This is a genomic window from Polaromonas glacialis, from assembly GCF_000709345.1.
Lineage (GTDB): Bacteria > Pseudomonadota > Gammaproteobacteria > Burkholderiales > Burkholderiaceae_C > Polaromonas > Polaromonas glacialis.
In genome coordinates, this window is the sequence record NZ_KL448323.1 from 956,314 (window position 1) to 970,809 (window position 14,496).

Genomic DNA, 14,496 nt, shown 5'->3' on the forward strand with positions numbered 1-14,496 from the left:
CGATTGTCAGCAGCCAGGAACAGGAAATATGGCATTCACTGAAAGACGGTTTTCATGACCATGCGGTCATGGTGAAAGTCCCCATCCTGCGCTTCACCCAATTGCACGAACCGTCAATGTCGAAGTTGGCAAGCAATGCCGCCACCCAGAATGACTGGTGGCTTAAAAGCGAGCAATGGCTGGAAATGCTCGGCGGGCTTTACGCGACCTTCACCATCTGCACCCTGAACGGCAAGGTCGTCGGTTGCGTGGATGTGCTCGGCAAGCACGAAGGCAGCAAGGCCAGCAGCGAACTGAAAGAGGCAATACTGCGCGATTGCGGCATTACCTACATCGTGACAAGTGCTTTCAACCTGCCCGACGCCAGCACGCTGCGTGAATTGTTTCTGGGAGAACTGCCCGACGAGCCTGTCGATCAGCAGGAAACCCGTGGCGGCGACAGCGATTTTCATACCGACATGGCTGCCTTTGCCAGCCAACAGGGCAAACTGGTTGGCTGATCTGGCCCGGATTGCACTCCTGGCGGCTGCGGGTTTCAGACTTCAATGCGCCATCGGCCACGCTGGAACCATTCACGAGGATTGAAAACCCAGCCGGTAAAGATGGGCAAAAGCACCATTCATGGCCAGCAATTTTTTGTGCGTGCCCGACTCGATGATCCGCCCTGCGTCCATCATGATGATGCGGTCAGCATTCTGGATGGTTGACAGGCGGTGCGCAATGACCAGCGAGGTACGCCCCGTGGTCAGCCGCCGGATGGCTTCCTGCACGGCAATTTCCGATTCGGTGTCCAGTGCCGAGGTGGCTTCATCAAGAATCAGAATCGGCGCGTCCTTGTAGAGCGCGCGCGCAATGGCCAGCCGCTGGCGCTGGCCTCCTGACAACTGCATTGCATTGTGGCCCAGGACAGTGTTCAGGCCTTCGGGTAGTCCGGCCAGCAAGGACGCCAGGTTGGCGGCTTCGAGGCAGTCCCTGACCCGGGCCGCATCGACCGGCTGCCCCAGGGCCACGTTGTCGGCAATGCTGCTGTTGAGCATCACCACATGCTGGCTGACCATCGCAAACTGCGAGCGCAGGCACGCCAGGTCCCAACTGCGAATCTCCTCGCCGTCCAAGGTGATGCGGCCCTCCGTCATTTCGATAAAACGGGGCAGCAGGTTCACCAGAGTGGTCTTGCCGGAACCTGAAGCCCCGACGATGGCAAGCGTTTCTCCGGCAGCAATTGACAGACTGAATCCCTGAAGCACAGGCACCGCATCGGCCTTGTAGGCAACGCCGACACCTGAAAATTCAATGTCGCCAACGGCCCTTGTCTTGACAAAATGGCCGCTGGTTTCGTCAGGGGTCAATTCCATGAGGTCCAGGCCGCGCTCGACAGCCGCAAGCCCACGGGTGATGGGGGTGGCGGCGTCCGACAGGCTTTTGATGGGGGCGATCAGCAGCAGCATGGCGGTGACAAACGCCACGAAACCGCCCACTGTCGTCGTGTTTTCGGCGCTTTGCATCAGCGCAATCGAAATCACGGCCGAAAGCGCCATGGCGGCAAGCACCTGGGTGATGGCACTCATGCCGGCATAGGCCGCAGTTGATTTCATCGACAGGCCGCGCAGCGAATGGCTCAGATTGTCAAACCGCGTGGCCTGGGACGCCTGGGCGCCATGCAGGCGAACATCTCGGTGCGCCATGACATTTTCTTCCACCACATAGGCCAGGCTGTCGGTGGCTGTCTGACTCTCTTTGGTCAGGCGATACAGGCGTTTGGACAGGACCTGAATGACCAGGGCTACCGCTGGAAACAGAAAACCGACGATCAGCGTGAGTTTCCAGTTCAGGTAGACCAGGTAGCTGATGAGCGCCAGCAGCGTAAGCACGTCCCGTGCCAGCCGCATGACCGCATTGATCAGCGCTGACGAGCCATTGAACACTTCATACACGACCGTGTTGGCAATCATGCTGGAGCTTTGGTCGGAAAACAGGCTTAGCCGGGCGCTGAGCAGTTTGCCAAACATGGCTTTGCGCAGTTCGAGCAAACCATCGTTGGTTACTTTTGCCAATGCAAACTGCGCCAGAAATCCCGACAGTCCCCGGATGATGAACAGCAGCATCAGCGTGACGGGTACCAGCCAGAGATTCAGGTCATCCTGCTGGAAGCCCCGATCCAGCAAGGGTTTGAGCAAGGCGGGCACAAAAGGCTCGGTCGCCGAGGCGACGATGGTGGAGCCAATGGCCAGCGCCCAACCTGCCTGCGAGCCGCTGAAATAGGGCCACACGCGCGCCAGCCTGCGCAACAGTGTTTGTTTTTGGGGTGAAGCCACGATTTTTTTTGGAGGGGGCTTGGTCACGCAGGCTGCTTGTAAGAAGGGTGGGCATTAGGCTCAGGCAGGCTTTGACGACCCAGGGCCAGCAGCAAGCCGATCAGGATGCAAAAAAAATCTCCTATCTGCGCATCGTAGACAGAAGAGTTGAAAAGGCAGGCGACCGCCAATGCAAGGAGGGTTGATTGTGCTGCGCGCGCATATGGCGTCGCCATCTTCAGCGTGTCTCGCCACATGGAAAAAAGCAAGGCTGCAAAAAGAAGAATGCCTGGAATCCCGAGTTGTACGCCCCACAGAAGGAATTCCTGATGCGGGTTGCCGTTGCCGGCAATATCGATGTGAGCAGGATCTTTTTCACGTTGCAGCCGGTTGAACTGGGTGCTCCAGCTTCCTACGCCTGACCCTGCCACCGGATGTTCGCCGATGGCTTGTAGCGCCGTGTTCCACAAGTCAAGCCTTATTCCGGATGATGTATTGGCCTTGTGCTGGGCAGAGTAGGCGGACACTTCTGTTTGAACTAGGGTCAGCCTGTCCCGAACCTTGCTGGATGCAAAAAACAAGCCGACGGCAAGCAGGAATGGCAGCAAGACAACAAGGGATCGGTATTTTTTTGGCAGCTCCCACATGATGGCAATCGATATGAGCACAATCGAAATCACATGGGCGCTGCGGCCCATCAGAACAAAAAAGACGTTGGCGAGCGCCAAAACCGCAACAAAAATCGCCAGTTCTCGGCCGAACCGCCCGGGAACGAGTTCGCGAAAATGCCAGCACAGTGCCGCAAAGACCGAACTTATGATGCCCTGGTCAAGATAGCTTGAAAAGACTGCGTATTGGGTCAATGCCATCTGGGAAGTGGCCCAAGGCACCGGCAGGTGCGCGAACAGCATCCAGGAACTTGCCAGCAGGAATGTTTGTGCCGCGGCAAACGCGCCCAGGGCATAAATTGCCTCGCGCCGGTCGCGGATGGTAATCAGCAAAAGAACCACCATCAGCAGTTTGCCGTACTTGACCAGCGAGCCTAGAGCATCATCTTGCGGCGCCACGGTCCATAAAAGACTGAATGCAAATGCAGCCAGGGCAATCATGACTGCAGTCGGAGTGCTCATGCCCTTTAACAGCTGGTCTGACGTTGGAGCACGTCTTGCAAAAAGCACGACGGTTGCTCCAAGAATTACCAGCAAAAGCTTCGAAATGCTGATGAGAACCATCGACAATCCGACGGAAGCTGCTGCCAGGCAAATGACTGCAAGCCGGAAATTGATCGTGTTTTTTAACAAATTAGGTTCGGGGCCGAAGGGGATTTGCCCGCATTATCGGTGATTCCGTTTGCCTTTCCGCAAAGCGAATTTGGTGGACGGTCTGCTATGCTTTGCACCCATCAGCTGACTGCCCAAGTCCCTGAACTGCCGTGGAGATGAACTAAAAAGGTATTTGTTGACAAGCTTGTCGGTCATCGTGATTACAAAGAATGAAGCCCATAACATCGAGGCCTGTTTGCGCTCGGTTCACTTTGCTGATCAGATCGTCGTTCTCGATTCCGGCAGCATGGATGAAACGGTCCAACTAGCCCGAAAACTGGGTGCCGAGGTCATCGTCAACAGCCAATGGCTGGGATTTGGCGTTCAAAAAAACCGTGCACTGGCACTTGCCAGTTCCGACTGGGTACTGTCCATTGATGCCGACGAGCGCTTGAGCGTCGAACTCCAGGCCGAAATCCAGGAAGTCCTTGCGCATCCGGTGGCCGATGCCTATTGCTTTCCGAGGCTATCGAGTTATTGCGGCCAATACATTCATCATTCAGGCTGGTACCCCGACCCTGTCACACGACTCTTCCGGCGTGGTGCCGCCCGGTTTTCAGATGACATCATCCATGAAAAACTTGTCGTCAAAGGGCAAGTCAGCCCGTTGGGCAACCGCTTGCTGCATGAGAGCTTTCCAGACTTTGAAACGGTCCTGGACAAGGTTGATCGCTATTCGAGTGCCGGCGCCGAGCGCCTGTTGAGCATGGGCAAGTCGTCGTCATTTCCCAAGGCGCTGGGTCATGGCTTGTGGGCATTCATCCGAACCTATTTTTTGCAGAGGGGATTTCTGGATGGCTGGATGGGCCTTGCGCTGGCCATCTCCAATGCCGAAGGAACTTATTACAGGTACTTGAAGCTGTGGCTGCTGTTGCTTGATCGGAAGGCATCGTCTCCGTCGTCATGAAAATCAGCTTCATTGTTCTGACCTATAACCGTACAGACGCATTGCTGGCGGTTTTACGCTCCCTGTCCCGGCAGTGCAACCAGCACCATCAGGTCATCATTGCAGACGATGGGTCGCGACAGGAACAGGTGCAGATGCTGCTGGAGCGCTGTCCCATGTTTCAATGTCCGGTCCTGCATGTATGGCATCCGGATGTCGGTTTTACCATCGCACGCTCCCGAAACCTGGCAGCCAACCATGCCACAGGCGAGTATCTGGTTTTCCTTGACGGCGATTGCATTCCGAATCGTGCCTTTGTGGCACAACACGAGCGTATTGCCGAGACCGGCCATTTTGTCAACGGCAGCCGGGTGCTTTTGAACCAGCGCCTGACTACCAACGTGATCAATAAGGCGCTTGATTTGACCAGTCAGTCCGCGTATTTCTGGCTGCGTGCAAGGCTGCGCGGAGATTGCAACAAACTATTGCATCTGCTGGGCTGGCCAAGAAATTTATTCCGCGTAAAAAAGACTTTTGAGTGGCGTGGAATCCGCGGTTGCAACCTTGGCGTATGGAAGAAGGATTTCCTGAATGTCAATGGATTTGACGAGTCGTTTGAAGGCTGGGGCCACGAAGATGCTGATTTTGTACTGCGGCTTAGCCATCTTGGGATACGAAGGAAAAATGGATTCCTGGCGACCGAGGTCTTTCACCTTTGGCATCCAGAAAGCAAGCGCGACAGTGAGTCGGCCAATAAAAACCGCGTCATTTCGCGTATGAACACCAATCTAATCTTTGCCGAAAAAGGTTTTCGGGAACTTGACACGTCGGCATTCGTCAAATTGACTCAATTACATTCATAAGAACCAGATCTATGAGCATTACACCCTCCTTAAACCGCCGAACTGTTTTCGGTCTGTTGGCAGCAGGCACATTCTTACCATTGCCGGCGTTCGCCCAGTTTCGTGTGGAAGTCTCGGGTGTGGGCACGACCCAGCTGCCAATTGTCATCGCTCCCTTCAGGGGCGAAGCGCAATCGCCTCAAAAAATTGGCGGCATTGTCAAAGCCGATCTGGAGCGTAGCGGCATGTTTCGCGGCGTTGATGCCGCAGGCGTCGTGGCAGACGAGACTACCCGCCCTGATCTGGCAAGCTGGCGCCAAAAGGGCGCCGATGCCATGGTCACTGGCAGCGTTTCACCGCTAGCCGACGGGCGATTTGAAGTTCGCCTCCGCTTGTGGGATGTCGTTCGCGAGCAGGATCTGGGCGGTCAAAGCTATACCGTCGCTAAATCCGATCTGCGGCTTTCGGCGCATCGTGTTTCTGATTTTGTGTATGAAAAACTGACCGGTGAAAAAGGCATCTTTTCAACGCGGATTGCCTATGTGACCAAGTCAGGCCAGCGCTACACGCTATGGGTCGCGGATTCCGATGGCGAAAGTGCGCAGTCAGCCCTTGCAAGTCCCGAGCCGATCATTTCCCCGGCCTGGTCGCCCAACGGCGCCCAGCTCGCCTATGTGTCTTTCGAGTCTCGCAAGCCAGTGATTTACTCTCACGAGGTCGCTACCGGAAGGCGTCGCCTGCTGGCGAACTTTCGCGGCTCCAACAGCGCCCCTGCATGGTCACCTGACGGCAGCCAGCTGGTCGCCACACTCAGCCAGGCAGGCGGCTCGCAAATTTACGCCTTGGGCCTCAATGGCGGCGACCCCAAGCGCTTGACCCAGACATCAAGCATTGACACCGAACCTGCATTTTCTCCCGATGGACGTACGATCTACTTCGTCAGCGACCGGGGTGGCTCTCCGCAGATTTACCGCATGAACCCTGCCGGCGGCAATGCCGATCGTGTCACGTTTACTGGCAACTACAACATCTCGCCCGCCCTCAGTCCTGACGGTCGATGGATGGCATTTATCTCAAGAATTGGCGGCGGGTTCAAACTGCATGTCATGGAACTCTCGAGCGGAACGACCACGGCCATCACGGATACCTCCGCAGACGAAAGTCCGAGCTTTGCGCCGAACAGCCGGTTGATTGTTTATGCAACGCAGCAACAGGGCAAAGAGGCGCTAATGACCACGACGCTTGACGGCAAGATCAAAGCGCGTTTGTCAGGCGCAGGCGGCGATATCCGCGAGCCGGACTGGGGACCTTTCCAGCGATAGGCAATAATTCTGGATCTATTTTGTTTAGCAGAGGTAATCAATGAAGCGCTTTTTCTCTTCCATCATTTCGTATCTTGTCCTGGCAACCGCACTGGCGGCTTGTGGCTCCAATGTCAAACTGCAGGACGTTCCAGTCGAAGACAGATCCGCCAGTTCGTCGCAGGCCGATGCGGATGCCGCAGCGGCTGCGGCCAGGGGCGTTGCACCCGTGCAGATTGGCGCTTCGGATTCCTCGGCTGCGGGTCCGGTGAATACTGCGAAGATCATTTACTTTGATTTCGACAGTTTTGTGGTCAAGCCTGAATTCCAGAGCGTTATCGAAGCGCACGCAAGATACCTGACCGCCAACAAGTCCCGCCGCATGGCTATTGAGGGACATACCGACGAAAGCGGTGGCAGGGAGTACAACCTGGCCTTGGGACAAAAGCGTGCCGAAGCCGTGCGTCGTGCGCTCGGTTTGCTGGGTGTTACCGATTCTCAGGTTGAAGCGGTCAGTTTCGGCAAGGAAAAGCCTGCTGTTGCCGGATTCGATCAGGAATCAATGGCACGAAATCGCCGTGCTGAACTCAACTATCGCTAATCAGGCGTGCTGAAAGTGAAGATACCCAAGGTTTTTTGTGCGGTCGCGGCCTGCATGCTGGCATTTAATGTCAGTGCGGCCTTGTTTGAAGATGATGACGCCCGCAGGGCCATTCTTGATTTGCGGCAAAAAGTTGAAGCGTCACAACTTCGCACTACCGAAGAGCTTCGAAGAGGCAATGAAGAAAATGCGCAACTTCGACGCAGTTTGCTCGACCTGTCTAATCAAATCGAATCCCTGCGTAGCGAAATGGCTGTGTTGCGTGGGCAGAATGAACAGTTGACGCGTGGCGTTGCCGATGTTCAGCGCTCGCAAAAAGACGTAGCCCAAGGCGTGGAAGAGCGTCTGCGAAAGGTCGAGCTTGGAAAGGTATCTTTGGATGGGCGGGATTTTGAGGCAGAACCTGCTGAAAAGCAGGAATTTGAAGCTGCCCTCGCCAATCTTCGGAAAGGTGATTTTGCCGCTGCGCAAGTGGCTTATACGGCGTTCATTAAGCGTTATCCGCAAAGCGGCTACAAGTCCTCGTCCTTGTTCTGGCTGGCCAATGCGCAGTATGCCTTGCGTGACTACAAATCGGCAGCAGGAAACTTTCGCATGCTGGCAACTTCCGACCCTCAGCACCCCCGCGCACCTGAATCTCTCTTGTCAACGGCCAACTGCCTGGTCGAACTCAAAGATACAAAGGCTGCACGTAAAACCCTGGAGGAGCTTATTACTTCCTACCCACAGTCCGAGGCTGCATCTGCTGCCAAGGAGCGTCTTGTGAAGCTCAAGTAGCAGTTCAAATTTTCTGGAGACCGAATAACCTTATTTCGGTTACAGCGGGGCCTATGAGAAGTTACAAAAAAAGATGAATGAGCACGACTTGATTGCCATAGACCTTGAGCGCCGATTTGGAGGGCTTGCACGTCTGTATGGGGTAGCTGGCGCTGCGCGTATCCGGACGGCACACGTTATCGTCGTGGGCCTGGGCGGTGTCGGTTCGTGGGCAGCCGAGGCGTTGGCACGAAGCGGTGTGGCCCGTCTGACATTGATTGACCTGGATCATATTGCCGAGTCCAACATCAATCGACAGATTCATGCACTCGATACCACCTTGGGACAGTCCAAGGTGCAAGCCATGCGGGAACGTATTGCGCATATCAATCCGGCGTGCCGGGTTGACTGCATCGAGGAATTTGTCGACGCGGAAAACTGGCCTGAGCTGGTTTCTTTTGATCTCCAGGCCAATGGCAGCAACACGGCTTTTATTGACGCCTGCGACCAAGTAAAGGCCAAAACTGCGCTGGCGGCGTGGGCCCTGAAGAATAAAGTCAGTTTTATCAGCGTCGGGGCGGCCGGGGGAAAGCGGCTTGCCCACCAAGTGGACATTGAAGACCTGTCGGCAGTAACACACGACCCATTGCTTGCGCAAATTCGTTCCCGCTTGCGTAAGGGTTACGAGGCTGCCCGTACCGGCAAGATGAATGTGATGTGCGTGTTCAGTCGCGAACCAATTACGAAACCTTTAGTTGCTCTAGGTGCCTCGGAACTTTCCAGTCACATTGCAGGAAACGAAAGTTTGTCTGCGCCGTTGTCAGCACAATCTGATGGAAGCTTGAATTGTCATGGATACGGCTCCGTAGTCACCATCACATCAACTTTTGGAATGTGTGCTGCCGGTTGGGTACTCAACAAAATTGCGGGTTAATTTAAAAAAGGCTTTAAAGAACGTTATAATTTGAGGCTGTGCTGTAAACAAACAGCACTACCAAGATGAAAATCTTGGGACGTTAGCTCAGTTGGTAGAGCAGCGGACTTTTAATCCGTTTGTCGTGGGTTCGACCCCCGCACGTCCCACCAAAAAATTTCGGGTTCTTAGCTCAGCTGGTAGAGCAGCGGACTCTTAATCCGTAGGTCGCGAGTTCGAATCTCGCAGAACCCACCAGCTAGCCATTATGGGATATAGAAAGCCTGCTATTTTAATGATAGCGGGCTTTTTTCATTTCTGAGATGCTGACATTCTGGTGACGGTTTGCTGCTTTATGGACCTGTTTTGAATTGTTCACCCCTGCTCGTTTCGATACTGTCACCGCCAACTGTCACCAAATTCTGAGCCGATTGCTGCCCTCGATATTGACGGGTACGGTTTTTTGCGCTGGTGGCTTCCACCAGCAGAACCAGAGCCTTTCATTCCTAATTCGTGACTGTTCAGCCCTCCTGAATTGCAGCCCAAGGGGTTTATGTCAAACTTGAAGCCGTGCAAGAACCAGACGCTACTGCCGACCTGACGCTCCAGGCCATGAACGAGAAAGCCCAAGCGCTGCAAGGGCAAGTGCAGGCGCTCACGAGCGAAGTCGAAAGACTGCGTTTGCGCATCAAGGAGCTCGAAGGCCAGGCATCGAAGAACAGCAAGAACTCGAGCAAGCCGCCATCTTCGGACGGCTTGAAAAAGACGACCTCGCTGCGCGTGGCCTCGGGCAGGAAGCCGGGCGGTCAGGCCGGGCACGCGGGCAAGACGTTGGAGCAAACAGACAGGCCAGACATCGTCATCCGGCATGCGCTGCCCGAGCGCTGCGATGCCTGCCAGGCGACGCTGTCCAATAGTGATGCGCAAGTTCACCGGCGCGGCCAGGTGTTTGACATCCCGGCCGTGCGTTTTGAGGTGGTGGAGTTCCAGACGCTGCAACTGCGCTGCCCGTGCGGCAAGCTCCACGAGAACGAGTTTGCGCCCGAAGTGTGTGAAGTCGCGCAATACGGCCCGAACGTGCGGGCGCTGGCGGTGCACCTGACGCAGGGCCAGTTGCTGCCTTTCGCGCGGGCGGGCGAACTCATCAAGGACCTGTATGGACTGGACATCTCGCCGGCCACGCTGGTGCAGTGGGTGCACGAGGCCGCGCAGGCGCTGGTGCCCACGGTGCAGGCCATCGTGCAAAGCGTGCAGGCCGCAGCGGTGGTGCATGTCGATGAATCGGGCCTGCGCGTAGCGTCTTGCCTGCAGTGGCTGCATACGGCCGCCACGGCCACCCACACTTGGTACGGCGTGCATCCCAAGCGGGGCATGCAAGCAATAGCCGACCATGGGGTGCTGCCCAACTACGCGGGCACGCTGGTGCACGACTGCTGGGCGCCCTACTGGAGCCTGGAGTGCGCGCACTCGCTGTGCGGCGCACACTTACTGCGCGAGCTGATTTATCAAAAAGAGACCACTGCGCAAGCGTGGCCCCAGGGCCTTATCGAGTTGTTGCTGGCCGCTGACCAAGCCTGCAAGGCGGCGCGTCAGACCGATACGGCACTACAGGCTGTGCAGGTCGAGGTCTTTGCCAGCCAATACCGCGCCTTGGTGCAGGAAGGCCAGGCGCAAAACCTGCCAGCGGCCAAGGCGCTAGGACAACGTGGCCGGGCCAAGCAGTCAGGTGCCTTCAACCTGCTGCGCCGGCTGTTGGAGCGAGAGCAGGAGGTACTGCGCTTCATGCGCGATTTGGGTGTGCCCTTTACCAACAACCTGGCCGAGCGCGCCATTCGCATGCCAAAGGTCAAGCAGAGAATTTCAGGCTGCTTTCGTACCTTGCCGGGCGCGCAGAATTTCTGCACCATCCGCTCCTATCTGGACACCGCGCGCAAGCAAGGCTTTGGCATGCTTCACGCCATGCGCGCCGTCTTCTCGGGACAGGCCCTGGCGCTCGCGTAGGCTGAACAGTCACCCTAATTCTTTAAAAATTTAGAGTGATTTCGCTGTTTTTTAGCATCGCGTCTTTGAATAGGCATCAATGCGATGGCCAATGTGGCAATCCTGTCGTGCCACACAGTTGCTACACATGGCATCTTCACTCTTGAGCTATGCAAATGCACATCAAAAAACGGGGCCTACGCGCGATGCTCTACCGCTCGGCCTGGATTAAAAAGGGGCCGAGGGCAACACCCACGGCTTTTCTCGGCAAACATTTGTCGCCAGCCCTGCTGTCGATTCGCAGTCGCTGTCCGAAAAGATGTCTGCATTGATGTCATCCGAGGAAGCACGATATGTTGAGAAAAACTTGCTCGTGCCGGCGCGCCTTGCCGCCGAGGCATGCCGTGCACAAGCCGAGAACGAACGGCGTGACCCCGTCAGGGATGAACCAAGTGAACGTCCCATATCGGTATGAACGCCCTATGAAATAGCAAAGCCCCTCGTGCTCCGTCAGACGAGCACGAGGCGCTTGATTTTTCTACCGCTGGAATTTCAGCCTGACATAAAAAAAGCCGCCTTGCGCATACAGCGCACGCATCTATTAAAAACGAAGCACCTGAAGCCAGGCGTGGCCGGTCAGGCTCAGCGAATCGAGGCAGCGTCGCCGTAGGAAGCGGCGACCGGCATCGGATTGACCGACTCGGCCGCATTGCTGATGACGCGCCGTGCGCCGTTGAAGCGGTTCTGCCAGTAGCTGCCGCCCATGCTTTCCACTCTGACTTCGGCGCCTGCCCTAGGGGCATGAATGAACTTGCCGTTGCCGACATAGATGCCGACATGGCTGAAGGCGCGGCGCATGGTATTGAAAAACACCAGGTCACCGGGTTGCAGGTCGGTCTGGTCTATTTTCTGCGTGGCTGCCGCCTGCTGCTCGGCCTTGCGCGGCAGCAGCAATCCAATGCTTTGCTGGTACACCGAAACCACAAAACCGCTGCAGTCAAACCCGGTGTCGGCATCGGTCCCTCCCCATTTATAGGGAACCCCGAGAAAGCCCATGGCATTGACGACCAGCTCGGACGCTTTTTGGCCGACGTTTTGGCGAACATGGTCAATTTTGGTCAGAAGGCCCCGATCGGCGAGCAGCCTGTCGATCTCGTCGCTGGAGCTGGCGGGGGTTGCGTGGGCGCTAAAGGTGCAAAGTGCAGCAAGAGCCAGGACAAGTGCAGGGGGAATAATTCGCATCGCGCCGAGCATACTTGACGAATTAGTCCTACGTCAATAAAAATTGCTAGCCCATTTTCTTTTCCTGCAGTTAAATTTTCTTGTATTTTATTGAAAAAGTCGTTTCTATGTTTGTGAGGTGTTGGTTTTTTGAAAGCAGCCGCATGGCGAAGGCACTGTGCAGCATCGACCCGGTCCCTGAGTCGATCCCTGTTTCAGCCTGCCGTGTCTTGAACTATCTCCTTCTGGCAACATCACAAAGCCACCTTCATCAATTCAAGGAACCAAAACATGCTTTCAGTCCTGAGCTTGCGGGTGCTTCCTGCTGTCATTGCCATCGCTTCAAGCCTGCTGGCGTCTGGGGCGCAGGCACAGGAAGTCCGCGCCGACATCGTGGCATCGGGGCTGCAAAACCCATGGGCGCTGGCCTTCCTGCCTGACGGGCGCTTTTTGGTCACCGAACGTGCCGGTCCCCTGCGCTTGCTGTCTGCCGATGGCAGGGCGTCAGCCACCGTGGCCGGTCTGCCCGAAATCGCGGCGGGCGGGCAGGGCGGCCTGCTCGACGTGGTGACGGACAGTGACTTTGCCCGCAACCGCACGCTGTATTTCTGTTATTCGGAGCCTGCCGCCACCGGCCGGGCCAACAGCACGGCCCTGGCCAGCGCCAGCCTGAGCGCTGACGGCGCGCGGCTGGAAAACCTCAAGGTGCTTTTCAGCCAGAAACCGAAATTTGCCAGCTCGGCCCACTTCGGCTGCCGCATCGTTGAAAGCCGCGCGCCTGGCGCGAATGGCCGGCCCGACGGCAAGCTGTTCCTGACGCTGGGTGACCGTTTTTCACGCAAGGAAGATGCGCAAAAACTCGACAACCATCACGGCAAGATCGTGCGCATCAACAAGGATGGCTCGGTGCCCGCCGACAATCCCTTTGCCGGCAAGGCGGGCGCATTGCCCGAAATCTGGAGCTATGGCCACCGCAATGCCCAGGGCGCCACGCTCGCGCCCGATGGCACGTTCTGGATGCATGAGCACGGGCCGCAGGGTGGCGACGAAATCAACCTGCCCCGGCCGGGCGCCAACTACGGCTGGCCGGACATCACCTATGGCGAGAACTACGGCGGCGGCAAGATCGGTGAAGGCCTGAGCCGCAAGACCGGAATGGAGCAGCCGCTGCATTACTGGGTTCCGTCGATCGCGCCGTCCGGCATGACCTTTTTGACCAGCGAGCGTTATGGCAAGGCCTGGCAGGGCAACCTGTTTGTGGGGTCGCTGAAGTTTTCCTACCTGGACCGGATTGAACTCTCGGCGCCATTCAGCGGCCAGGTGGTTCGCGAGCACAAGCTGCTGGGCGATGTCGGCGAGCGCATCCGCGATGTGCGGCAAGGCCCCGATGGCCTGCTGTATGTGCTGACCGACAGCAGCAACGGCAAGCTCATCCGGCTGCTGCCCGAACAGCCCGGCAAGTGAAAGCAGCGCGCCATCAAGGCTGTTTGCCAGCAGCACGCCGGTGACGCTTCCCGAAGGCATTTCGCGGTTTCGCCAAACAAACGCACCGTTATCATGCAGGCATGACTTCAACCACGCCCTGGCACAGCCGCCTGACCCAGACGGGTCAGTCTGTCCGGCAGTGGTTTGTCGAATGGTGGCAGCTGGTGCATCTGGGCGCCGTGATCCTGGTGCTGGCCCTTTCGCCTTCCAGCTACAGCCGCGAAAACCGGGTGGTGCTGGGGCGCCATGTCTACACCAGCACGGCGCCCGTGCTGCTGGGGTTTTCGCTGCTGTGTGCGCTGGTGACGGTGGTGCTCACGCGCATTGTGATGGTGACCGCGCTGAGTTATGGCTTGTCCCAATATGCGTTGCAGCTGGTGATTCGTGTGCTGGTGCTGGAGCTGATCCCCCTGACGGCCGCGCTGTTCGTTGCCCTGCGCTGCACGATTCCCGATGGCGCCGAACTCACCGCCCTGCAGGCCAGTGGCGAACTCGACAACATGCGCAGGCAGGGCGTGGAGCCGATACGCCGCGAAGTGCTGCCGCGCGTGGTGGCGGGCATGTTTGCCGGCATCACGCTGGCCGCGCTGAGCTGCGTGGTGGCGCTGGTCGTGGCCTATGTCGCGGTGTACGGATTTGCCGTGTCAGGGCTGGCCGGCTATACCCGGCTGTTCGGCCAGGTGTTCACGCCAGCCGTCACGCTGATCTTTGTGCTGAAAACCGTATTTTTTTGCCTGGCCGTTTCGCTGATTCCGATGGCTTCGGCCCTGTACGGCATGCGCGGCGCCAGTATCCGCTCCAGTGCCGAGATGCGCGGACTGGTTCGCATGTTTGCCGTGCTGCTGCTGGTTGAAGTGGCTTCGCTGGTTGGCAACTATTACTGAGCTTGAGACAC

The 14,496-nt window shown here is 57.0% G+C and carries 13 protein-coding genes and 2 tRNA genes; 12 read left to right on the forward strand and 3 right to left on the reverse strand.

Features of this window, described 5'->3' with window-relative positions; translation table 11 throughout:
• The first annotated feature begins 116 nt into the window (after positions 1-116).
• Entirely contained in the window at positions 117-500 is a 384-nt protein-coding gene (locus tag EC86_RS28535; RefSeq protein WP_156955218.1) for a hypothetical protein, read from the forward strand.
• Positions 501-572: 72 nt separating this feature from the next.
• On the opposite strand, the gene msbA is transcribed toward EC86_RS28535, so the two are convergent.
• Both msbA and EC86_RS0104915 read right to left on the reverse strand, forming a co-directional pair.
• The gene (msbA, locus tag EC86_RS0104910) at positions 573-2,315 is read right to left on the reverse strand and encodes a lipid A export permease/ATP-binding protein MsbA (RefSeq protein ID WP_232229794.1); all 1,743 of its coding nucleotides are present in this window, start codon (positions 2,313-2,315) and stop codon (positions 573-575) included.
• A 23-nt stretch (positions 2,316-2,338) separates the two neighbouring features.
• The gene (locus EC86_RS0104915) at positions 2,339-3,595 is read right to left on the reverse strand and encodes an O-antigen ligase family protein (RefSeq protein ID WP_232229796.1); all 1,257 of its coding nucleotides are present in this window, start codon (positions 3,593-3,595) and stop codon (positions 2,339-2,341) included.
• Positions 3,596-3,752: 157 nt separating this feature from the next.
• On the opposite strand from EC86_RS0104915, the gene EC86_RS0104920 reads away from it, so the two are divergent.
• From EC86_RS0104920 to tnpC, 9 genes are all read left to right on the forward strand, one after another.
• The gene (locus tag EC86_RS0104920; protein WP_036771843.1) at positions 3,753-4,523 is read left to right on the forward strand and encodes a glycosyltransferase family 2 protein; all 771 of its coding nucleotides are present in this window, start codon (positions 3,753-3,755) and stop codon (positions 4,521-4,523) included.
• Entirely contained in the window at positions 4,520-5,365 is an 846-nt protein-coding gene (locus EC86_RS0104925; protein ID WP_029524572.1) for a glycosyltransferase family 2 protein, read from the forward strand. Before EC86_RS0104920 ends, EC86_RS0104925 begins: the two co-directional genes overlap by 4 nt.
• Positions 5,366-5,376: 11 nt before the next feature.
• On the forward strand, positions 5,377-6,666 hold the full coding sequence (tolB, locus tag EC86_RS0104930) for a Tol-Pal system beta propeller repeat protein TolB (protein WP_029524573.1): 1,290 nt from the start codon (positions 5,377-5,379) through the stop codon (positions 6,664-6,666).
• A gap of 40 nt (positions 6,667-6,706) precedes the next feature.
• Complete coding sequence (pal, locus tag EC86_RS0104935; protein ID WP_029524574.1) at positions 6,707-7,246, forward strand: peptidoglycan-associated lipoprotein Pal; 540 nt, start codon at positions 6,707-6,709, stop codon at positions 7,244-7,246.
• Positions 7,247-7,300: 54 nt separating this feature from the next.
• Positions 7,301-8,023: a tol-pal system protein YbgF gene (ybgF, locus tag EC86_RS0104940; RefSeq protein WP_051675731.1), complete on the forward strand. Its 723-nt coding sequence runs from the start codon at positions 7,301-7,303 to the stop codon at positions 8,021-8,023.
• 73 nt (positions 8,024-8,096) lie between these two features.
• Complete coding sequence (locus EC86_RS0104945) at positions 8,097-8,936, forward strand: tRNA threonylcarbamoyladenosine dehydratase (RefSeq protein ID WP_029524576.1); 840 nt, start codon at positions 8,097-8,099, stop codon at positions 8,934-8,936.
• A 76-nt stretch (positions 8,937-9,012) separates the two neighbouring features.
• Positions 9,013-9,088 (forward strand) — tRNA-Lys (locus tag EC86_RS0104950).
• Positions 9,089-9,097: 9 nt separating this feature from the next.
• Positions 9,098-9,173 (forward strand) — tRNA-Lys (locus EC86_RS0104955).
• 312 nt (positions 9,174-9,485) lie between these two features.
• Complete coding sequence (gene tnpC / locus EC86_RS0104960) at positions 9,486-10,916, forward strand: IS66 family transposase (RefSeq protein ID WP_232229797.1); 1,431 nt, start codon at positions 9,486-9,488, stop codon at positions 10,914-10,916.
• Positions 10,917-11,537: 621 nt separating this feature from the next.
• Here tnpC and EC86_RS0104965 read toward each other — a convergent pair.
• On the reverse strand, positions 11,538-12,137 hold the full coding sequence (locus EC86_RS0104965) for a C40 family peptidase (RefSeq protein WP_051676112.1): 600 nt from the start codon (positions 12,135-12,137) through the stop codon (positions 11,538-11,540).
• A 270-nt stretch (positions 12,138-12,407) separates the two neighbouring features.
• On the opposite strand from EC86_RS0104965, the gene EC86_RS0104970 reads away from it, so the two are divergent.
• Positions 12,408-13,580, forward strand: coding sequence for a PQQ-dependent sugar dehydrogenase (locus EC86_RS0104970; protein WP_029524579.1), 1,173 nt, complete (start codon positions 12,408-12,410; stop codon positions 13,578-13,580).
• Positions 13,581-13,681: 101 nt separating this feature from the next.
• On the forward strand, positions 13,682-14,485 hold the full coding sequence (locus tag EC86_RS0104975) for an MlaE family ABC transporter permease (RefSeq protein WP_029524580.1): 804 nt from the start codon (positions 13,682-13,684) through the stop codon (positions 14,483-14,485).
• Positions 14,486-14,496 lie beyond the last annotated feature (11 nt).